The 22,501-nt window shown below is 59.9% G+C and carries 14 protein-coding genes and 1 pseudogene; 2 read left to right on the top strand and 13 right to left on the bottom strand.

Going from position 1 to position 22,501, the window contains the following annotated elements:
• The 10 genes and pseudogenes from ACIPIN_RS21830 to ACIPIN_RS21785 form a co-directional block, all read right to left on the bottom strand.
• Positions 1-284: pseudogene (locus ACIPIN_RS21830) on the bottom strand (glutamate synthase small subunit); the annotation flags it as partial.
• A 33-nt stretch (positions 285-317) separates the two neighbouring features.
• Positions 318-4,763 carry a glutamate synthase large subunit gene (gene gltB, locus ACIPIN_RS21825; protein ID WP_401121965.1) on the bottom strand — a complete coding sequence of 1,482 codons (4,446 nt, stop codon included), beginning with the start codon at positions 4,761-4,763 and terminating at the stop codon, positions 318-320.
• A 348-nt stretch (positions 4,764-5,111) separates the two neighbouring features.
• Positions 5,112-6,719, bottom strand: a complete 1,608-nt coding sequence (locus tag ACIPIN_RS21820) for an SPOR domain-containing protein (protein WP_401121963.1) — start codon at positions 6,717-6,719, stop codon at positions 5,112-5,114.
• A gap of 10 nt (positions 6,720-6,729) precedes the next feature.
• Positions 6,730-7,830: a 3-dehydroquinate synthase gene (aroB, locus tag ACIPIN_RS21815; protein WP_401121961.1), complete on the bottom strand. Its 1,101-nt coding sequence runs from the start codon at positions 7,828-7,830 to the stop codon at positions 6,730-6,732.
• Between the two features lie 147 nt (positions 7,831-7,977).
• The gene (gene aroK, locus ACIPIN_RS21810) at positions 7,978-8,496 is read right to left on the bottom strand and encodes a shikimate kinase AroK (RefSeq protein WP_054595232.1); all 519 of its coding nucleotides are present in this window, start codon (positions 8,494-8,496) and stop codon (positions 7,978-7,980) included.
• 4 nt (positions 8,497-8,500) lie between these two features.
• Complete coding sequence (gene pilQ / locus ACIPIN_RS21805; protein WP_401121958.1) at positions 8,501-10,585, bottom strand: type IV pilus secretin PilQ; 2,085 nt, start codon at positions 10,583-10,585, stop codon at positions 8,501-8,503.
• 13 nt (positions 10,586-10,598) lie between these two features.
• Positions 10,599-11,126, bottom strand: a complete 528-nt coding sequence (locus tag ACIPIN_RS21800) for a pilus assembly protein PilP (protein ID WP_401121957.1) — start codon at positions 11,124-11,126, stop codon at positions 10,599-10,601.
• Positions 11,123-11,746, bottom strand: a complete 624-nt coding sequence (pilO, locus tag ACIPIN_RS21795) for a type 4a pilus biogenesis protein PilO (protein WP_401121954.1) — start codon at positions 11,744-11,746, stop codon at positions 11,123-11,125. The genes ACIPIN_RS21800 and pilO overlap by 4 nt, the downstream gene beginning before the upstream one ends.
• On the bottom strand, positions 11,743-12,309 hold the full coding sequence (locus ACIPIN_RS21790) for a PilN domain-containing protein (protein ID WP_401121952.1): 567 nt from the start codon (positions 12,307-12,309) through the stop codon (positions 11,743-11,745). Before ACIPIN_RS21790 ends, pilO begins: the two co-directional genes overlap by 4 nt.
• Complete coding sequence (locus ACIPIN_RS21785) at positions 12,309-13,373, bottom strand: pilus assembly protein PilM (protein WP_401121950.1); 1,065 nt, start codon at positions 13,371-13,373, stop codon at positions 12,309-12,311. Before ACIPIN_RS21785 ends, ACIPIN_RS21790 begins: the two co-directional genes overlap by 1 nt.
• Before the next feature lie 215 nt (positions 13,374-13,588).
• Between ACIPIN_RS21785 and ACIPIN_RS21780 the strand changes: the two genes are divergently transcribed.
• Positions 13,589-16,024, top strand: coding sequence for a penicillin-binding protein 1A (locus tag ACIPIN_RS21780; protein WP_401121974.1), 2,436 nt, complete (start codon positions 13,589-13,591; stop codon positions 16,022-16,024).
• 1,141 nt (positions 16,025-17,165) lie between these two features.
• Here ACIPIN_RS21780 and ACIPIN_RS21775 read toward each other — a convergent pair.
• The 3 genes from ACIPIN_RS21775 to rpmE all read right to left on the bottom strand — a co-directional run bounded on the left by ACIPIN_RS21775 (position 17,166) and on the right by rpmE (position 19,655).
• Complete coding sequence (locus ACIPIN_RS21775; protein ID WP_401121948.1) at positions 17,166-18,434, bottom strand: malic enzyme-like NAD(P)-binding protein; 1,269 nt, start codon at positions 18,432-18,434, stop codon at positions 17,166-17,168.
• Between the two features lie 181 nt (positions 18,435-18,615).
• The gene (locus tag ACIPIN_RS21770) at positions 18,616-19,398 is read right to left on the bottom strand and encodes a thermonuclease family protein (RefSeq protein WP_401121972.1); all 783 of its coding nucleotides are present in this window, start codon (positions 19,396-19,398) and stop codon (positions 18,616-18,618) included.
• 41 nt (positions 19,399-19,439) lie between these two features.
• Positions 19,440-19,655, bottom strand: a complete 216-nt coding sequence (gene rpmE, locus ACIPIN_RS21765; protein WP_054595223.1) for a 50S ribosomal protein L31 — start codon at positions 19,653-19,655, stop codon at positions 19,440-19,442.
• A 449-nt stretch (positions 19,656-20,104) separates the two neighbouring features.
• Between rpmE and ACIPIN_RS21760 the strand changes: the two genes are divergently transcribed.
• Positions 20,105-22,324 carry a primosomal protein N' gene (locus ACIPIN_RS21760; protein ID WP_401121946.1) on the top strand — a complete coding sequence of 740 codons (2,220 nt, stop codon included), beginning with the start codon at positions 20,105-20,107 and terminating at the stop codon, positions 22,322-22,324.
• The last annotated feature ends 177 nt before the right edge of the window (positions 22,325-22,501 follow it).

The raw sequence follows: 22,501 nt of genomic DNA, 5'->3' as shown, positions 1-22,501 counted from the left end.
TCCGGCAGCGTGTTGGACTGGTGCGACAGCACGGCGGCGGCGAGGATGTTGCCCTCGGCCACCAGTTTCAGCCTGTTGGGAATGAAGATGTGCACCGGGCACTTCCATACGCAATACGGGTTACCGCAACCCAGGCAGCGGTGGGCCTGGTCGGCCGACTGCTGGGGTTTGAAGGGTTCGTAGATCTCCACGAACTCTTTCTTGCGTTGACGCCACAGTTTCTTCTGCGGATCCTTGCGCCCGACCTCGATGAACTGGAAGTCATTATTCAGACGTTCAGCCATTGTTAAAACCTCATCAAACTCTTCAGGCGCATATCACTGCGGGTTGGCACGGGTGCTGGAAAGCAGCGATTTCAAGTTGGCAGCCTTAGGCTTGACCAACCAGAACCGACGCAAGTAGTCATCGAGGTTTTCAGCGAGGTTACGACCCCATTCGCTGTCGGTTTCCTCGACGTATTCGTTCAGCACGCGTTGCAGGTGGCTGCGATAGGCTTCCATCGCCTCACCGCTGATCCGCTGGATTTCCACCAGTTCGTGGTTGACCCGGTCAACGAAGGTGTTGTCCTGGTCGAGCACGTAGGCGAAACCGCCGGTCATGCCTGAGCCGAAGTTGTAACCGGTCTTGCCCAGTACGCAGACGAAACCACCGGTCATGTACTCGCAGCAGTGATCGCCAGTGCCTTCAACCACGGTGTGAGCACCGGAGTTACGCACCGCGAAACGCTCGCCCGCGGTACCGGCGGCGAACAGCTTGCCGCCAGTGGCGCCGTACAGGCAGGTGTTGCCGATAATGGCGCTGTCCTGAGTCTTGTAGACGCTGCCTTTTGGCGGAACGATGACCAGTTTGCCGCCGGTCATGCCTTTGCCAACGTAGTCGTTGGCGTCGCCTTCGAGGTACATGTTCAAGCCGCCGGCGTTCCACACACCGAAGCTCTGACCCGCCGTCCCTTTGAAGCGGAAGGTGATCGGCGCATTGGCCATGCCTTGATTGCCATGCTTGCGAGCGATCTCGCCGGAAATCCGCGCGCCGATCGAACGGTCGCAGTTGCAGATGTCCAGAGCGAAGTCGGCGCCGCTCAGGTCGTTGATCGCCGAAGTGGCCATCTCGACCATTTTCTCGGCCAGCAGGCCTTTGTCGAACGGCGGGTTGCGATCGACCTGACAGAACTGTGGCTTGTCCGCCGGGATGTGATCGCTGCCCAGCAGCGGGGTCAGGTCCAGGTGGTTTTGCTTGGCGGTCTGGCCTTCGAGGATTTCCAGCAGATCGGTACGACCGATCAGTTCTTCGAGGGAACGCACGCCCAGCTTGGCCAACCACTCACGGGTTTCTTCGGCGACGTAGGTGAAGAAGTTCACCACCATGTCGACCGTACCGATGTAGTGGTCCTTGCGCAGTTTTTCGTTCTGAGTCGCAACGCCGGTGGCGCAGTTGTTCAGGTGGCAGATGCGCAGGTATTTGCAGCCCAGGGCGATCATTGGCGCGGTGCCGAAGCCGAAGCTTTCAGCGCCGAGGATGGCCGCCTTGATCACGTCGAGGCCGGTTTTCAGGCCGCCGTCAGTCTGTACCCGAACCTTGCCGCGCAGGTCGTTGCCGCGCAGGGTCTGGTGGGTTTCGGCCAGGCCGAGTTCCCACGGTGCGCCCGCGTACTTGATCGAGGTCAGCGGCGACGCGCCGGTGCCGCCGTCGTAGCCGGAGATGGTGATCAGGTCGGCATAGGCCTTGGCCACGCCCGCGGCGATGGTGCCGACGCCCGCTTCTGCTACCAGTTTCACCGAGACCAGGGCCTTCGGGTTGACTTGTTTCAGGTCGAAAATCAGCTGCGACAAGTCTTCGATCGAATAGATGTCGTGGTGCGGCGGTGGCGAAATCAGCGTCACGCCCGGCACTGCGTAACGCAGCTTGGCGATCAGACCGTTGACCTTGCCGCCTGGCAGCTGCCCCCCTTCGCCGGGCTTGGCGCCCTGCGCAACCTTGATCTGCAGCACTTCAGCATTGACCAGGTATTCCGGAGTCACACCGAAACGGCCGGTGGCCACTTGCTTGATTTTCGAGCTCTTGATGGTGCCGTAACGCGCCGGGTCTTCGCCGCCTTCGCCGGAGTTGGAACGCGCACCGAGGCGGTTCATGGCTTCGGCCAGGGCTTCGTGGGCTTCCGGCGACAGTGCGCCGAGCGAGATGCCGGCGGAGTCAAAGCGCTTGAGCACCGACTCCAGCGGTTCGATCTCGCTGATATCCAGCGGTGTCTCAAGGGTTTTGACCTTGAACAGGTCGCGGATCATCGACACCGGACGGTTGTCCACCAGCGCCGTGTATTCCTTGAACTTACTGTAGTCGCCCTGCTGCACAGCAGCTTGCAGGGTGCTGACCACGTCTGGGTTGTACGCGTGATATTCGCCACCGTGGACGAATTTCAGCAAACCGCCTTGCTGGATTGGCTTGCGCGGGCTCCAGGCTTCGGCAGCCAAAGCCTTCTGCTCGGCTTCGATATCGACGAATCGCGCGCCCTTGATGCGGCTCGGCACGCCACGGAAGCTCAGGTCGCAGACTTCCTGAGACAGGCCGATGGCTTCGAACAGCTGTGCGCCACGGTAGGACGTGACGGTCGAGATGCCCATCTTCGAGAGGATCTTGAGCAGGCCTTTGGTGATGCCTTTGCGGTAGTTCTTGAACACCTCGTAGAGGTCGCCCAGCACTTCACCGGTGCGGATCAGGTCGCCCAGCACTTCGTAAGCCAGGAACGGATAAACCGCAGAAGCGCCGAAGCCGATCAGCACCGCGAAGTGATGCGGATCGCGCGCGGTGGCGGTCTCAACGAGGATGTTGCTGTCGCAACGCAGGCCTTTTTCGGTCAGGCGGTGGTGCACCGCACCCGTGGCCAGGGAAGCGTGGACCGGCAGTTTGCCTGGGGCAATATGACGGTCGCTCAGCACGATCTGGGTACGCCCGGAACGCACGGCTTCTTCGGCCTGGTCGGCAATGTTGCGCACCGCGGCTTCAAGGCCCAGCGCCTCGTCGTAGTTGAGGTCGATGATCTGGCGTTCGAAGCCCGGGCGATCGAGGTTCATCAGCGAGCGCCACTTGGCCGGGGAAACGACCGGCGAACTGAGGATCACGCGCGAGGCGTGTTCCGGCGACTCCTGGAAGATGTTGCGCTCGGCACCGAGGCAGACTTCCAGCGACATGACGATGGCTTCACGCAGCGGGTCGATCGGCGGGTTGGTGACCTGCGCGAACTGCTGGCGGAAATAGTCGTACGGCGTGCGCACACGCTGGGACAGCACGGCCATCGGTGTGTCGTCGCCCATGGAGCCGACCGCTTCGTAGCCCTGCTCGCCCAATGGACGCAGCACCTGGTCACGCTCTTCGAAAGTGACCTGGTACATCTTCATGTACTGCTTGAGCTGGTCGACGTCGTAGAACGCCGAACCGTGGTCGTTGTCTTCCATGGTCGCCTGGATGCGCAGGGCATTCTTGCGCAGCCATTGCTTGTACGGATGACGGGACTTCAAGCGGTTGTCGATGGCGTCGGTGTCGAGGATCTGACCGGTTTCGGTGTCCACGGCGAAGATCTGGCCAGGCCCGACACGGCCCTTGGCGATCACGTCTTCAGGCTGGTAGTTCCAGACACCGATTTCCGAGGCCAGGGTGATGAAGCCGTTTTTGGTGGTGACCCAACGCGCCGGGCGCAGACCGTTACGGTCGAGCAGGCACACCGCGTAACGACCATCGGTCATTACCACGCCGGCCGGGCCGTCCCACGGTTCCATGTGCATCGAGTTGTATTCGTAGAAGGCCCGCAGATCCGGGTCCATGGTTTCGACGTTCTGCCACGCAGGCGGAATGATCATCCGCACGCCACGGAACAGGTCGATGCCGCCGGTGACCATCAGCTCAAGCATGTTGTCCATGCTCGATGAGTCGGAACCGACGCGGTTGACCAGCGGGCCGAGCTCTTCCAGATCCATCAGATCGTTGGTGAACTTGGTGCGACGGGCCACGGCCCAGTTGCGGTTGCCGGTGATGGTGTTGATTTCGCCGTTGTGCGCGAGGAAGCGGAACGGTTGAGCCAACGGCCATTTCGGCAGGGTGTTGGTGGAGAAGCGCTGGTGGAACACGCAGATCGCGGTTTGCAGGCGCTGGTCGCTGAGGTCCGGATAGAAGGCGGTCAGGTCCGCCGGCATCATCAGGCCTTTGTAAATGATGGTCTTGTGGGAAAAGCTGCAGACGTAGTGGTCGAGGTCGGCGGCGTTGGCCACGGACGAGCGACGACGGGAAGTGAACAGCTTGACGGCCATGTCCTGATCGCTCAAGCCGGTACCGCCGATGAACACTTGTTCGATCTGCGGCAGGCGCTCGAGCGCCAGACGACCGAGAACGCTGGTATCGATCGGCACTTTACGCCAACCGACCAGTTGCAGGCCGGCCGCCAGGATCTCGCGATTCATGTTCTCGCGAGCCGCTTCGGCTTTTACCGGGTCCTGATTGAAAAACACCATGCCCACGGCGTATTGCCTGGGCAGTTCAATACCAAACGTTTCCTGGGCGATCGCTCGCAGGAACACGTCGGGTTTTTGCATCAGCAGACCGCAACCGTCGCCGGTTTTGCCGTCAGCGTTGATCCCACCGCGGTGGGTCATGCAGGTCAGGGCCTCAATGGCCGTTTGCAACAGGGTATGACTGGGCTCGCCCTGCATATGGGCTATCAGGCCGAAACCGCAGTTATCCTTGAACTCATCTGGTTGGTACAGACCTGCTTTCATAGACACTTTCTCACCAGGCTGCCTCTTATCGAGACAAATTTCTTTTCAATTCAGCCAGTTACCTTCCACGCCGAACGTACGCCAGCTTTGCGGGGGCAAAAGGGAGGTCATTGTACACACCGACACAGAGGCTCACAAATTTGACGACGAAATGTCGCAAATCTATGTCGCATTTATGAAAGGTTTAAAGCTATATGCTGTGCTAGTCAAAACTTTTTTAATTCTGACCGCAACGACTCAAAGACTACTGTGACGCAGACACCACAAGGCACGCGGCCTGGAGGCAGCATGCGCTTGCAGAAATTTTGAGGTGCCGGGAGAGGCGGCCTGGGTAAGGCCGCCGAATCTTCAGCGAGTTGTTGCCAGTTCCTGTTGGACGCTGGCGACAGAGCGAGGCCAAGGTTTACCAGCCTGAACCTTCGCTGGCAAGGCCTTGATGGCGGTAACAGCTGCATCGCGGTTGGCGAAGCTACCGTAAGTGATGACGTAAAGCGGTTTGCCGTTGAGGACTTTCTTGAAATAGCGGTACTCGCCGCCCTGTTCCTTGACGAAGCTTTGTGCCGTGGCTTCAGAGCTGGTGCCAAGGATTTGCACCACGTAGTTACCCGGCGCCTGACCGGCATACCAGGTACCACCGGTTGCGGTTTTGGCGACGTTGGCCGGCTTCTCGACAGGTTTTTCGACAGGCTTGGCGACCGGGGCTGGTTTGGCCACTGGAGCCGGTTTGACCGCAGGTGCCGGAGCAGGCTTGGCGGTAGCGACCTGAGTCGGCGCAGGCGTTGGCTTGGCTGCCGGAACTGGCTTGACCGCAGGAGCTGGTGTCGGACCGGCCGGGATACCTACTGGAGGCGCCGTGGTGGTCACGGTAGGCGGTTTGGCGCTGGAGCCTTCGACCGGCACGCCGTCGTCGCCCTCAGTGATACCGCCCGCAGCTTCTGCCAATGGGCCGCGCATGACCGGCTGCGATTGCCCGACCAACGGCAACGGCATCGGCTGGGTATTGCCGGCGAACTCGACCGCCGGAGCACCGCCGTTCGGCTTCGGTGTGCCCAGTGGCAGTTGCGCCTGCTCGTTGGCTGGCGCACCGGTGGTTGGTGCCTTGCTGCGACCTGGCATCAACCAGGCAGCGGCCACCGCGACCACGACTACGGCGGATATCGCCAATACGTGTTTCTTCGGCATGTTGAACCCCATACTTGGACGCTTGACCGCTGAGCGGCTAGCAATCATGGCTTCGATCATCGCATCGCGGGCGACCTGATTGATGTTGCCAGGCCATCCATCGGAGCTTTCGTGAATCTCAGAGATCTGATTCGCAGAGAAAAGTTCGATTCCCTGACCGGCGCCTTCGAGTCGCTGGGCCAGATATTCGCGGGTTTCTTCTTCAGCGTAAGGTTGCAGCTCGATGACGTGGAAGCGCTCTTCCTCAGTGCTCAACTGCTCAAGCTCGGCGATCAGCGACGACTCACCAAACAGGAACACATGCGGACGACCTTCCGGCGCACCAGCAGCCAACGCCAGCAAAGCTTCCAGTGCGGATTCGTCGAGCTGCTCGGCGTCATCGACCAGCAAGTAGACTTCCTGGCCAGTCAGTGCGAGCTGTACCACCTGTTTGAGGATCGCGCCGACTTCAGCCTGGGCGACGTTCAGCGCCTGAGCCACCTGACGCAACACACCCGCCGCATCGCCGGCGCCACGGGCGGAAACCACCACGCTCTGTACCGACTGTTTGTTGGTGCTGGCTACCAGCGCCTGACGCAACAGGGTCTTGCCGCTGCCTTGTGGGCCGGTGACCACCAGCAACAACTGGCTGTAACGGGCCAGGTGATGCAACTGCCCCAGCACGGGCTTGCGCTGGGCAGGGAAGAATTTGAAGCCAGGCACCCGTGGAGCGAAAGGGTCGTGACTCAACTGGTAGTGGCCGAGGAACGCCTCGTCGGCATGCAAACTAGTCATCGGGATCTTATTAACCTTTAAGCTGAGCCAGGGCGCGGTAATCCGCTCCCAGCGTGGCCTGTAAAACCTCTTTCGGATAATCGTCGGTCACTACGGCTTCGCCCATGCGGCGCAACAACACCAGTCGCAAACGACCGTCGATTACTTTCTTGTCAATTGCCATGTGTTCGAGAAAATCGGCTTCAGTCATCTCTTGCGGCGGGATAACCGGCAACCCGGCACGCTGGAACAGGCGAATGCCACGATCACGTTCCTGGGCACTGATCCAGCCCAGACGCGAAGACATTTCCAGGGCCATTACAGTGCCGGCAGCCACCGCCTCACCATGTAGCCAGACACCATAGCCCATGTGGGTTTCGATGGCGTGGCCGAAGGTATGACCCAGGTTGAGAGTGGCGCGCACACCGGACTCCCGCTCGTCGGCACCGACCACAGCAGCCTTGGCCGCGCAGGAGCGTTCGATAGCGTAGGTCAGGGCCGTTTGATCCAGCGCCCGCAGGCGATCGACGTTGTCTTCGAGCCAGGTGAGGAACGGCTCGTCGCAGATCAACCCGTATTTGATGACTTCCGCCAGGCCAGCAGAGAGCTCGCGGGCCGGCAGGGTATTGAGTGTGGCGGTATCGATCAACACGACGTTCGGCTGATAGAAGGCGCCGACCATGTTTTTGCCCAGCGGGTGGTTGATACCGGTCTTGCCGCCCACCGAGGAGTCGACTTGCGACAGCAAGGTGGTCGGAACCTGGATGAAATCGACACCCCGCTGGTAACAGGCGGCGGCAAAGCCGGCCATGTCGCCAATCACACCGCCGCCCAAGGCAATCACGGTGGTGCGGCGGTCATGGCGTGCAGTCAGCAGGCCGTCAAAGATGGTTTGCAGGGTTTCCCAGGTCTTGAAGGCTTCGCCGTCGGGCAGAACCACGGAAATAACCGAAAACTGAGCAAGGCTGCGGGTCAGACGCTCTAGATACAGCGGCGCAACGGTCTCGTTGGAGATGATCGCGACTTGCCGCCCGGCGATATGCGGCGCCAGCAGTTCGGGCTGATCCAGCAACCCTTCGCCAATATGGATCGGGTAGCTACGCTCGCCTAAATCGACCTTAAGTGTCTGCATGTGTCCCCACAGTGAAGTTGGAATCAGGCGTCCTGCCTTACATTATCGACTGGCAACATCTGCTTGTGTGACGCTGCCCACCAGCCATGCGCCACACCCTTGAGCCGTCATGACCGGAGCCGAGGATAGCGCATTTCGTTCTGCGCATTAACGGGGAGGTAGCTGTTGCAAGCGTTCCAGGATGTCCAGGACCACCATTCGCGGCGGCCGCTCATCGGTTTCCACCACCAGGTCGGCGATTTCCCGATACAGCGGATCGCGCAACGCCAGCAAATCCCGGAGGGTTTTTGCCGGGTCTGCAGTGCGCAGCAGTGGACGATTGCGATCACGCGCGGTGCGCCCGACCTGCTGTTCGACCGAGGCGTGCAGATAAACCACTCGCCCGCCGGCGTGCAGCGCCCGACGATTGGCTTCGCGCATCACTGCGCCACCGCCCGTCGCCAGCACCACACCATCGAGCGCGCACAGCTCGGCGATCATCGCCTGCTCGCGGTCACGAAAGCCGGGCTCGCCTTCTTTATCGAAAATCCACGGGATATTGGCGCCCGTGCGCAATTCAATTTCCTTATCGGAATCCTTGAACGGCAGGCGCAGCTCTTTGGCCAACAAGCGACCGATGGTGCTTTTTCCAGCACCCATCGGCCCAACAAGAATCAAATTTCGCACAGAATCAATGACTCACAGCAATCGCCTGGTTATTCATGATACGCGGAGTGAGAAATACCAGCAGCTCGGATTTTTTCTCCGACACCACGTCACGCCGGAAAAGGCGGCCAAGATACGGCACATCACCGAGAAATGGCACCTTATCTACAACCTTGCTTTGAGTATTTGAGAAAACCCCACCGATGACGATGGTCTCGCCGTCGTTGACCAGTACCTTGGCGTTGACCTCGTTCTTCTTGATCGGCGGCACATCCTGCACTTTGTTCAGGTAGTCCGGCTCATCCTTGGTGACCTTGACCTCCATGATGATGCGGTTGTCCGGGGTGATCTGTGGCGTCACCTCCAGAGACAGCGAGGCCTCCTTGAACGCCACCGATGTCGCGCCGCTGGAGCTGGCTTCCTGATAGGGAATTTCCGTGCCCTTGAGGATTTTTGCGGTTTCCTTGTCGGAGGTGACCACTTTGGGTTGAGAGACAATTTCCCCGTTACCGGTCTTCTCCATGGCGGTCAGCTCAAGGTCCAGCAACACGTTATCGGTGATGAAGGCGATGCCGATCCCTGATGTATTTCCCGCCGCGCCCATGTCGACGAACGGTGAGTTGGTACTGGTGCTGCCCGGCGTACCAATGGTCGATGAGGCGTTGGCCCCGTTGCTGACCCCGGAGGTATTCCAGTTACCCTTATTGCGGACCGAGCCGCCCCAGCGCACGCCGAGGCTTTTGTCGTAGTCGACGTTGGCTTCGACGATCCGCGCCTCGATCATCACCTGACGCACCGGAATATCCAGCTGAGCGACGATCCGTCTTAGCTCATCCAGGCGATCCTGGGTCTGGTAGGCAATGATGTTGTTGGTTCGCTCGTCGACAGTGATCGAACCGCGCTCATCAATTTTCGCCTCGGCGCTGGTCACCGACTGGAACAGCTTGGCGATATCCGCCGCCTTGGCGTAGTTGACCTGCAGCAGCTCACGGCGCAATGGCGCCAGTTCGGCGATCTGTTTGCGTGACTCCAGCTCCTGGCGCTCGCGGGCAGCGATCTCTTCTGCCGGTGCTACCAGCAGGACGTTGCCGATTTTGCGCTTGTCCAACCCTTTGGTTTTGAGCACCAGATCCAGTGCCTGATCCCACGGTACGTTTTGCAGGCGCAAGGTGATGCCGCCCTGCACCGTGTCACTGGCCACCAGATTGAGGTTGGTGAAATCGGCGATCAGTTGCAGTACCGAGCGCACGTCGATGTCCTGGAAATTCAACGACAGCTTCTCGCCGCTGTAGGCAAAGCGCTCTGCGTTACGTTTCTGCAGATCGTCGACGGTCATCGGGCGGACGCTGACAGTCAGCTTGTTATCGGTCTGGTAAGTCGAATAGTCGAATGCGCCGCTGGGTTCGATGCTGATGCTGGCTTTATCGGAAGACGCACTGGCGTTGACGAACTGCACCGGCGTGGCGAAATCCTTGACGTCCAGACGAACCCGCAAGCGCTCAGGCAACTGGGTTTTGGCGAAGTTGAGGATGATCTTGCCGTCATGTTCCTGGATATCCGGGCTGATACCCGGGTCTGACAAATCAATGACGACATTGCCTTCACCCTGCTCACCGCGCTGAAAGTCCACACCGCGAATAGCCTTGTTTACGGGGGCGTAGGTCTTGGCAGGAGCGGGAATGCCGCTGGCCACACGCGGTGCGGCGGGCCGGGGTTTCTGAGCGCCAGCAGTGGCCTGCCCAACCACCACGTATAGCGTGTTGCCCTCGACTCGTGTGCTGTATGGCGTCAACTGCGTCAGGTTGATGATCAAGCGCGTCCGCTCCTTGGCCTCGACCACCGTCGCACTGCGGGCGTTGCCACCCCCCAGGTCACGAGTCTTGCTTGTCAGCTGACTGCTCACACCCGGTAAATCGAGGGCGATTCGTGCCGGTTGATCGGTGGTGTAGCCATGGGGCGCGGGCGGTGGCCCATCGAAAGCCAGTTTCAACTCGACGCGATCCCCCGGCAGCGCGGCGACATCCAGCGCTTTGAGATTGGCCGCCTGTACCATCGGTGAAAGCAGCGCCATCCATAGCGAAAAACCGAGGGTTGAAAGGATCCTGTTCATGATTCGAGTTCCACTATGAGTGCTCTTTCAAAGGAATAGTCCGCGGTCGTTCCAGCCAGGCACCCTCGCCATCGGGAACGATTTCGACCACATCGACTTGCGAGTCACTGATGGCCACAATCCGGCCATCATTGCGACCCAGGTAGTCACCGACCTTCAGTCGATGCACCCCACCGGCACCGCGCAACAATGCGAAAGCGCCTGAGGCATTGGAGATGGTGCCGACCATTTCAAACTGCTCGATGTTGAAACCTTCGAGGTATTGCTTGATCCGCTTCGGATCGGGTTTGACGTTGCGCGAGCCCTGTTTTCGACCTGCCAGATCGACCTTGACCTGTGGCGAAAACGGGCTGCGCAACGACGCAGCGTTATAGGTGAAGGTTTCGTACGATCTGAACGTCGGCACAGGTTCAATCTTGCCGGGCGGGCGCAGGCGCACCTCGTTCATGTAGGCATCCAGATCGCTGAAGTCGTTACCGTTGCCACAACCAAGGAGACTCCCCAACAACACAGCCAGCGAAAACCATCGGGCCGCATTCATTTCTGCAGCCCCTTGTCGTTGTAACGGTAGGTCTTGGCCAGGATGTTCATGCGCAGTTTCGAGCCGCTGCCCGGAACGACCGGCTCGATGTTGAAATCGTGCAGGGTGACGATTCGCGGGAGACTGGCGACGCCACTGACGAAGGTCGCCAGATCATGGTAGGCGCCGGTGACGGTGATCTGAATCGGCAGCTCGATATAGAACTGTTGGGTGACTTCCGGCAGCAGCTTGATCTCTTCGAACTCCAGCCCGCTGCCCAATCCAGTCCGGGTGATGTCCTCCAGCAGACCGGGCACTTCGGTATCGCCGGGCAATTGCCGCAACAGCACGCCGAAGGAGGTTTCCATCTCCTTCATCTGCTCGGTGTAGCGCTCCAGATTGGCCGCGAGGTGTGCTTTGCTCGCGAACTGTTCCTTGAGGGTGATTTCCCCGGCACGGGACTGTTCGAGCTGATCTTCAAGCTCCTTGAGGTAAAAGCTGTAGCCCAGCGCCAGCACCAGAACCATCAGCAGCCCGACTACCAGGCCTTTGACCGCCGCGGGCCAGGAGCCCATGTTGCTCAGGTCCAGGTCATTGATATCGACCTTGCGCAAGCTTTCGAACCATTCGGCCGGACTCATTTCGCGTCCTCCGCTGCGGTCGGTTGAGTCTGACGAACGCTCAACTGGAACACGTTGGCTTGATCCAGCGCACCGGCCGTGGTCGCTTTGACTTCGGTCAGGCTAGGCGCCTCGAACCAGTCGGACGCATCAAGGTTACGCATCAGGTCCGAGACGCGATTGTTCGATTCGGCCGCACCACTGATGGACAGCGTTTTATCGACCATTTTCACGTTGGTGAAATACACCCCGTCTGGCAGGGTGCGCGCCAATTGATCGAAGATCCGCCCGCTGACCGGCCGGTTGCCTTGCAAGTCCTGGATGATCCGCATCCGCTCCACAAGTTGCTGGCGCCGGGCTTTAAGGTCGCTGATCTGCTTGATCCGGTCATCGAGCACAGCAATTTGTTTAGCGACGTAATCGTTGCGCGCGACTTGCCGATCAATGGCACTGCTGATGTATCGGTCACCCAGCAGAATCACGCCGACTGCCGCGACCAACACGCCGGCCAATACCAACAGAAAGCGCTTGCGACGTTCCTCACGCAGTTCTTCGCGCCAAGGAAGAAGATTGATCCGCGCCATCAGTCGAAACTCCTTAGCGCCAGGCCGCAGGCAATCATCAGCGCCGGCGCATCACTGACCAGGGCACCGGCGTTGACCTTGCTGCTCAATGTCATGTCCGCGAACGGATTGGCCACCTGCGTCGGCGTGCCCAGACGCTGCTCGATCAGCCGATCCATCCCGGCGACGGAGGCCGTACCACCGGCCAGCAGGACGTAGTCGACCGCGTTGTACTGGCCCGAGGCGAAAAAGAACTGCAACGATCGCGAAACCTGCTGCACCAGCGCCTCGCGGAACGGTTGCAGGACTTCGCTGACGTAGTCGTCAGGCAAACCACCCTGTTTTTTTGCAAGCCCGGCCTGTTCGACGGTCATGCCATAGCGACGCTGGATTTCCTCCGTCAACTGACGACCGCCGAACAACTGCTCACGGGTGTAGATGATTCGGCCGTTGGACAACACGCTCAAGGTGGTCATGGTGGCGCCGATGTCGACCACGGCCACCGTCGAACTCTCGGATACGCCGGCCAACTGCGCCTTCAGCAAGCCGAATGAACGCTCCAGCGCGTACGCCTCGACATCGACGACCCGTGCGGTCAGGCCGGCAAGGGCCAGCGCGGCTTCGCGAACTTCGACGTTTTCCTTGCGACAGGCTGCCAGCAGTACATCGACCCGCTCGGGATTACGACGGGAGGCGCCCTGTACTTCAAAATCGATGGCGACTTCTTCGAGGGGATAGGGAATGTATTGGTCAGCTTCGATCTTCAGCTGATTTTCCATGTCATCCGGGGAAAGCCCGGCATCCATTTCGATGGTCTTGGTGATGACGGCTGATCCGGCAACCGCCACCGCGACACTTTTGACGCTGGTTTTGGCCTTGAGCAACACCCGGGACAACGCCTGCCCGACACCTTCCAGATCGGCGATATTTTTCTCGACCACCGCGTTGATCGGCAGCGGCTCTACCGCATAGGCTTCGACACGGTACCGATTGCCTGCGCGGCTGAGCTCGAGCAGCTTCACCGAGGTAGAGCTGATGTCGATCCCCAAAAGTGTGCGGTTTTTTTTATTGAAGAGTCCTGGCACTTGCAATTCCCTATGACTATCCGTGAGTTACGGACTCTTTATCGTTCGTTGCATTCAATAGCTGCGCCTTGACAGCGGCGCCAAATGCGCTTTCGGTGGAAAAATGCTTATAATGCCCAGCGTTTTTTCCGCTTTCTCAAGCGCGGGCCGATCCTTGCTTACCCTGAAGCCCTGACGCCTAATTCATTCTTTACCCTGGATGTCCAAAAGCCTTGATTCGTCTGCTGAAATTTTTCGGGTGGTCCATCGTCGCCGTTTTCTGTGGACTGCTCCTCGGTCTGAGCGGCGCCTTTCTTTACCTTAGTCCTGGATTGCCGTCCGTGGAGGCGCTGAGAAGCATTCAGTTGCAGATTCCTTTGCGGGTCTACAGCAGTGACGGCAAGTTGATCGCGGAGTTTGGCGAAATGCGCCGCACGCCGATCCGTTTCGCCGACATCCCGCCCAACTTCATAAATGCGTTACTAAGTGCTGAAGACGACAACTTCGCCAATCACTATGGTGTCGACCCCAGCAGCCTGATGCGTGCCGCAACTCAATTGGTCAAAAGCGGACACATTCAATCCGGCGGCAGCACCATCACCATGCAGGTGGCAAAGAACTTCTTCCTCAGCAGCGAACGCAGCTTCTCGCGCAAGACCACGGAAATCCTCCTGGCCCTGCAAATCGAGCGTCAGCTGACCAAGGACGAGATCCTTGAGCTCTACGTGAACAAGATCTATCTGGGCAACCGTGCCTACGGCATCGAGGCGGCGGCGCAGGTGTATTACGGCAAGTCGATTCGTGACGTCAGCCTGGCGCAGATGGCGATGATCGCCGGCCTGCCGAAAGCCCCTTCGCGCTTCAACCCGCTGGCCAACCCTGCGCGCAGCAAGGAACGTCGCGACTGGATCCTGGGGCGCATGTACAAGCTCGGGAAAATCGACGAGGCGGCGTATCAGACTGCGATCAACGAGCCGCTGAATGCCAGCTATCACGTGCCGACGCCGGAAGTGAACGCGCCGTACATCGCTGAAATGGCCCGCGCCGAAATGGTCGGCCGTTATGGCAGCGATGCCTACACCGAAGGTTTCCGCGTCACCACTACCGTGCCGAGCAACCTCCAGGAAATGGCCAACACCGCCGTTCATGAAGGCCTGGTCACCTACGACCAACGTCACGGCTACCGCGGCCCTGAATCCCGCCTGCCGGGCAAGACGCCCGCCGCCTGGGCCACAGAGCTGACCAAGCAGCGCACCATCAGCGGCCTGGAACCAGCCATTGTCACCTTGGTCGAGAAAAACGGCGTGCAGGTCCTGACCCGCAGCGGCGAAGAACATGTCAGCTGGGACAGCATGAAATGGGCGCGCCCTTTCCTGAATACCAACAGCATGGGCCCGGCACCGAAGCAGCCATCGGACGTCGCCCAGGTCGGTGACCTGATTCGCGTACAGCGCCAGGACAACGCCCTGAAGTTCAGCCAGATTCCGGTCGCCCAAAGCGCGCTGGTTTCGCTGGACCCGCAAAACGGCGCCATCCGTGCGTTGGTCGGCGGCTTCGCTTTCGAGCAGAGCAACTACAACCGCGCGATGCAGGCCAAGCGCCAACCGGGTTCGAGCTTCAAGCCATTCGTCTACAGCGCTGCGCTGGACAACGGCTACACCCCGGCAAGCCTGGTGAACGACGCACCGATCGTGTTCGTCGACGAGTACCTGGACAAGGTCTGGCGTCCGAAGAACGACACCAACACCTTCCTCGGCCCGATCCGCATGCGTGAAGCGCTCTACAAGTCGCGCAACCTGGTGTCGATCCGTTTGCTCCAGGCGCTGGGTGTCGATCGCACCATCGACTACATCAGCAAATTCGGCTTCAACAAGCAGGACCTGCCGCGCAACCTGTCGCTGGCGCTGGGCACCGCAACACTGACGCCGATGGAAATTGCCACCGGCTGGAGTACCTTTGCCAACGGCGGCTACAAGATCACCCCGTACATCATCGACAAGATCGAAAGCCGCAACGGTGACACGCTGTTCGTCGCCAATCCGCCAAGCGTGCCAAAGGGCGATATCGCCAGCAGCGGGATTGCAGCGCCGGTGAGCAACACGTTTACGGTCAACCCGACGCCAGGCGAAGCCCCGGTGGCGCAAACCACCGTACAAGCCCCGGCCGTCGCGGAACGGATCATCGACGGGCGCACCACCTTCATCCTCAACAGCATGCTTGAAGACGTGATCAAGCTGGGGACCGGGCGTCGCGCCCTGGCAATGGGCCGCAGCGACATCGCGGGCAAGACCGGGACCACCAACGAATCCAAGGATGCCTGGTTCTCGGGCTACAACGCCGATTACGTGACCACGGTCTGGACCGGTTTCGACCAACCGGAAAGCCTTGGCAAGCGCGAGTTCGGCGGCACTGTCGCGCTGCCAATCTGGATGAACTACATGGGCGCTGCGCTCAAAGGCAAGCCACCACACACGCAGGCCGAACCGGAAGGCATCCTCAGCCTGCGGGTTGATCCGGTCAGCGGCCGTGCGGCCACTCCAAGCACGCCAGGCGCCTACTTCGAGCTGTTCAAGTCCGAAGACACGCCACCATCGGTCAATGAGCTGGGCAACGGCAATGCGCCGGGCAGCCCACTACCAGCGGACGAAGCGGCGCCGATCGATTTGTTCTGATCACACAGCCCCACCCAAAAGCCCCGCTCTTCGTTTGAAGGCGGGGCTTTTTAGCATCTGGAGGTGGCAGCTGTACGCGGATTGACAGACCGGGAATCAAGGGACCCGGCACACCCGAAGGTGTCCCACGCACAGCCACCATGACACGATACCCCAGACGAAAAATCGCCTGAAATAGGTCTTGGGCGCTGGTGCGCCTTGATTTACACGGACGGTCAAATCCGGTCGCTGAATGAGTAGCGACGTCCAAAGGCTAGACGCGGTGCTTCCGAGCGGCAACCTGAAAGACATGTCAGATGTTTCTGCGTTACTCGTGATGCTGTCATCGAGTTCAAGCCTCTTCCTACGGGCATTACACAAATCCCAATAACGCAGGAACGATCGAGCCAGATCAAAAGATCGCAGCCTGCGGCAGCTCCTGCGAATATCTCCCCACCCACAATGAAGTGGCGCGCCCCAACCACTCAGGCCGGCTGTCAGGCCGCCGTGCTTTGCTTTTGACCTGCCCGCCCCTCCGGGAGGCCGAGTGGAGGTGTTCATCAGGGGGTTGGCGCGCAGCGCCGTACGGCGTAGCCGGACACCTCGAGAGGAGGTCGTCGCGCAGCAGACCGTAGGCGATGCCCCCTGATGGACACCGGAGCGAGGGAACGCCGAGCCTAGGCGAGGTGCCGGACGCTTGGGGCGAAGCCTTTTGCTTACTTTTCGGCGTCTGGAAAAGTGAGGCGCCGTAAGGGCGAAACCCTAAGCAGCCGTTACCGCAGGAATGGATATGTACACCTGCAAGAGATTGGTCGGCTGTCAGGCCGCCATCGCGAGCAGGCTCGCTCCCACAGTTTTGATTGATGTACATCTGCGGGAGATGGGTCGGTTGTCAGGCCGTCTTCGCGAGCAAGCCCGCTCCCACAGTTTTGATTGGGGGACATCTGAGGGAGATGAGTCGGCTGTCAGGCCGTCATCGCGAGCAAGCTTGGCTCCTACAGTTTTGATTGGTAGTACATCTGCGAAAGACAGGCCGGCTGTCAGGCCGCCTTCGCAGGCAAGCCAGCCCCACAGTTTTGATTGGTGTACATCAGCAAAAGACAGGCATAAAAAAACCCCGACTCGCAAGAGCCGGGGCTTTCTGTTGAAGCGCTACAGCGGCTTAGCCGTTGAACACATCATCCACGCTTTTCAGCGGGTAGTTCTTCGGATACGGCAGGGTCGCCACACCGGTCTCGATCGCAGCCTTGGCCACAGCATCAGAAATCACAGTGATCAAACGCGCATCCATTGGTTTCGGAATGATGTACTCACGACCGAACTCCAGCTTGATGCCACCGTAAGCGTCACACACTTCCTGAGGCACTGGCAGCTTGGCCAATTCACGCAGAGCGTTGGCCGCAGCCACTTTCATTTCTTCGTTGATGCGCTTGGCGCGAACGTCCAGAGCACCACGGAAGATGAACGGGAAGCCCAGTACGTTGTTCACCTGGTTCGGGTAGTCCGAACGGCCGGTAGCCATGATCACGTCGCTACGGGTGGCGTGAGCCAGTTCCGGGGCGATTTCCGGATCCGGGTTGGAGCACGCGAACACAATCGGGTTGGCCGCCATCAGCAGCAGGTTTTCAGCGCTCAGCAGGTTCGGACCGGACAGACCAACGAACACGTCTGCGCCTTTCAGGGCGTCAGTCAGAGTGCGCTTGTCGGTCGCGTGAGCGAAGACAGCCTTGTACTGGTTCAGGTCGTCACGGCCGGAGTGGATCACACCGGTACGGTCAACCATGAAGATATTTTCGATGTTGGCACCCATGCTCACCAGCAACTTCATGCAGGAGATGGCGGCAGCACCGGCACCCAGGCAGACGATCTTGGCTTCCGGCAGGGTTTTGCCAGCGATTTCCAGGGCGTTGATCATGCCGGCAGCGGTCACGATCGCAGTACCGTGTTGGTCATCGTGGAACACCGGAATGTCGCACTGCTCGATCAGAGCACGTTCGATCTCAAAGCACTCAGGTGCCTTGATGTCTTCCAGGTTGATGCCACCGAAGGTGATGGAGATACGCTTGACGGTGTCGATGAAGGCTTGCGGGCTTTCGGAGTCGACTTCGATGTCGAACACGTCGATACCGGCGAAGCGCTTGAACAGCACGCCTTTACCTTCCATCACCGGTTTGGAAGCCAATGGGCCAAGGTTACCCAGGCCAAGAATCGCGGTGCCATCGGAAATGACTGCAACCAGGTTGCCTTTGCCGGTGTATTTGTAGGCCAGTTCAGGATCGCGGGCGATTTCGCGTACTGGTTCGGCTACGCCGGGGCTATAGGCCAGCGACAGATCGCGGGCGGTAGCGGTGGCCTTGGTGAGCTCGACACTCAGCTTACCTGGACGAGGATGGGCGTGATATTCGAGAGCGGCAGTTTTCAAATCAGACATGTGGGCATTCCGCTTTTACTGTTGAACGACGGACCGCCGAGGATACTCGCGTCGCAAAGTCCCCACAAGACTGACCGGTCACCCCCGTCAAGGGCCCTGCCCTATGACTTTGGGCCAAGAGCCACGGAACACAAGGGCTCAACTGTTCACAATCAGATTAAAAAATGTCTACAATTTCTTTTTACGGCACTGCTTGCAGCATGGCCGGATGGGTCAATGGCAACAACCAGCGCGCCTGACCGGATTCCAAACCACCGCGCCGCGAGCGATCGAGCACCCAGCCACGCGCCTCGATCTGCTTGCCGTTGAGCCGCTCCAGCGCCGCCAGATCGAATTGATCGAACAGATTGGATGCAACGCGCAATACAACCGAATCCTGCAACTCGATCCAAACGCCGCCACGATTGCGTTGAACCTTGCTCACACGACCACTGAGCACGGCAAAACCCGAAGTGTTGATCTGCGCTGCTTTCAGTACAGGCGACTGCCGCCAAAGCCCCAGCCCCGCCTGCCGCGCAGTGCGTTCGGCGGCCTGTTGGCAACTGACCAAATCGACGTTCGGCGCCACCGCCACCTGGTAACCGAGGCCTTCGGCAAGCATCTGCGCTTCGAGATTGACACCGTTGGCGCTGTAGAGATGGGCCAGGGTACGTCCGTAGCGATCCTTGCCCTCTTGACCCGCCAACAAACCCAACCGTCCGTCACTTGTCGCCACTAAAGCTTCCAGACGCTGGCGTGCGGCTACGGCGAAAGGCTCGTCGGACCGACCTTTCTTGCCCAGTTCCGGGGTATTCAAGCCAATCATGCGCACGCTGCGGCCGTCGCTCAGGCGCACCGTGTCGCCATCCACCACGCGTTGCACGCGGACGGCTTCCAGGCCCATGGGCGCCGGGCAGAAGGCCTGAGCACTGGAAAGCCAAATCGCAGACATAAAAAAGGCGCCCGCGAGGGACGCCTTTTTCATCAATCCGGAGAAGCCGAAACGGCTTTCCAAAATGATCAGCCTTAGGCTTTTTTGCCGAAAGCACCGAAACGATCGGCGAACTTCTGTACACGGCCGCCAGTATCCAGAGTCTTCTGCTTACCGGTGTAGAACGGGTGGCACTCGTTGCATACGTCGATCGCCAGAGGCTTGGCCAGGTTCGAACGAGTTTCGAACTTGTTGCCACAGCTGCAGGTAACTGCGGTGATTTCGTATGTTGGATGGATATCGGCTTTCATGGTGTCTTCCTCGGGCTAGCGTGCCGCCACTCAACACTATTGTTGAATACCGCACGTAATTAGGCCGCGGATTCTACCAGACCTTTGCAATCACGCAAGCTATGCAAAGTGTCCTCCATCAGAAAAGGCCGTTCGATTCAGGCGGCGGCTTTTAATGCCATGCGGCGTTGCCGCTCCTCCCCATAGCGCGCTATGACTCGTCGCGGCGCCTTGCCTGACATTAAGATCCACTCGCCAGCTCTCGAACGCTTTCCTGATGGAGGACACCACTCCGACCGTCTGCTAGGCTCCCGGCCTCAAGCGCAATCCCTGTGGGAGCGGGCTTGCTCGCGAAAAGGGCGTAACATTCAATGCCTCAGGTGACTGTTACACCGCTTTCGCGAGCAAGCCCGCTCTCACAAGTAGCGCCCGGCCCTTCACTTATTGCCTGTTTATCGAGACCCCCCCGCGTGCCCGACGCCATTTTGCGCCTCGCCCTGCCTTCGCCCCTGCGCCGCTTGTTCGACTACCGTGCCCCGGCTGGAGTCCTGCGCGCGCACTTGCATCCGGGCATGCGGCTGCGGGTGCCGTTCGGCCGCCGCGAGATGATCGGGATACTGGTGGAAGTCACCAGCCACAGCGAAGTCCCGGCCGATAAGCTCAAACCGGCACTGGCCCTGCTCGATGCCACACCACCGCTACCGGCAGCGCTGTTCAAGCTGTGCCTGTGGACGTCCCAGTATTACCAACACAGCCTCGGCGACACCTTGAGCTGGGCGTTACCGGTACTGTTGCGCCAGGGTGAGCTGGCCGAAACGCGCCAGGAACGCTTCTGGTCAATCACCCCGGGCGCCAAACTGGATGATCCGCGCATCGCCCGCGCTCCGCGTCAACGCGAGGCACTGGCGACGCTGGCCCAGCATCCTCACGGCGTCGCCCATCAACTGCTGAGCAAGTTGATGCTGAGCAAGGACAGTCTCGACCTGCTGCTGGCCAAAGAACTGGTGCAGGTGGAGATCCGCAAACACGCGCCCGGCGAGCGTCACGAACACTGGCTGGCGCAACCGGAGCTGCCGCTGAACCCGGAACAGCGCGCCGCGTATGAAGCGATCCGCGCAGGCTTCGACAGTTTTCATGCGTTCCTGTTGGCCGGCGTTACCGGCAGCGGCAAGACCGAAGTCTATTTACAGCTGATCCGCGAAACCCTTGAGGCCGGCAAGCAAGCGCTGGTGCTGATTCCCGAAATCAACCTCGGACCGCAGACCCTGGCGCGCTTCGAGCAGCGCTTTAATGCCCGTATCGCCTTGGTGCATTCGGCAGTCAATGATCGCGAACGGCTGGAGTCCTGGCTCGCTGCCCGGGATGGCGAGGCCGACATTATTATCGGCACCCGCTCGGCGCTGTTCACGCCAATGAAGAACCCCGGGCTGATCATCATCGATGAGGAGCACGACGGCTCTTATAAACAGCAGGAAGGTTTGCGCTATCACGCCCGCGACCTGGCGTTGGTACGAGCACGACAGGAAAACATCCCGATTGTCCTCGGCTCGGCGACTCCGTCACTGGAAAGCCTGCACAACGCCTATACCGGCCGTTATGGACTCCTGCGCCTGAACGAGCGCGCTGGTGGTGCGAAACAACCACGCTTCCTGCGTCTGGACGTCAAAAGTCGTCCGTTGGACAGCGGCATATCCGGCCCGATGCAACAGGCGATCGGCCAGACACTCGCCGCTGGCCAGCAAGTATTGGTATTCCTCAACCGTCGCGGCTTTGCGCCCACTCTGCTCTGTCATGACTGTGGCTGGATGTCCGAATGTCAGCGCTGCGATGCGCGGATGACCGTGCACCAGCGCTCCGGCGAGTTGCGTTGCCACCATTGTGGCTACGTCGAGCGTGTCCCTCGACATTGTCCAAAATGCGCCAAAGTCGATTTACGACCGGTGGGCGCCGGCACCGAGCGCGCCGAGGAGCGTCTGGGGATTCTGTTCCCGGACTACCCGGTGTTGCGGGTCGACCGCGACAGCACCTCGCGTAAAGACGCAATGAATCAACTGTTCGCGACTATTCAGAAAGGTCATCCGTGCATTCTGGTAGGCACGCAGATGCTCGCCAAAGGGCATCACTTCCCACGGGTGACGCTGGTGTCGATTCTCGATGCCGATGGCGGACTGTTCTCCGGCGACTTCCGCGCCAGCGAACGCATGGCCCAGCTGATCGTGCAGGTGGCGGGGCGCGCCGGCCGAGCGGAAGAGCCGGGCAAAGTGATCATTCAAACCCACCTGGCTGACCACCCGCTGCTGGTGCAACTGACCGAACAAGGTTATTTCGCCTTTGCCGAGCAGGCCTTGAGCGAACGTCGTTCCGCCGGACTGCCACCGTTCTCGCACCTGGCGCTGTTGCGGGCCGAAGCGCACAAACCGGGGCAGGCCGAAAGCTTCCTCGATGAAGCGTGCAGCGAGGCTGAGCGATTGCTGGACGAGCACAACCTGACCGGCATCGAATTGCTGGGGCCCGTGCCGGCACCGATGGAACGCCGGGCCGGGCGTTATCGTGCGCAGCTGTTGTTGCAAGCCACTGCGCGGGCACCGCTGCATCGACTGCTGAGTGCCTGGCTGTTGGCGCTGGAACAGATGCCGAGCGGGCGGCAGGTGCGCTGGTCTTTGGATGTTGATCCTGTCGATTTGTATTGATTTGAAGATCGCCTTCGCGAGCAAGCCCGCTCCCACAGTGGATCTACAGTGCTCACCTATTATGTGTCTGGTACAAAATCCCTGTGGGAGCGAGCCTGCTCGCGATGGCGTCGGATTTGTCACCACATATCCATAACCTGCCTGCTAAGGTTGGCAAGCCCGACTTCGCAACGGATA

It is taken from the genome of Pseudomonas sp. NPDC087697 (assembly GCF_044743155.1).
GTDB lineage: Bacteria > Pseudomonadota > Gammaproteobacteria > Pseudomonadales > Pseudomonadaceae > Aquipseudomonas.
Note: the sequence above shows the minus strand (reverse complement) of the source record. Positions and strands in the feature narration are given on the sequence as shown.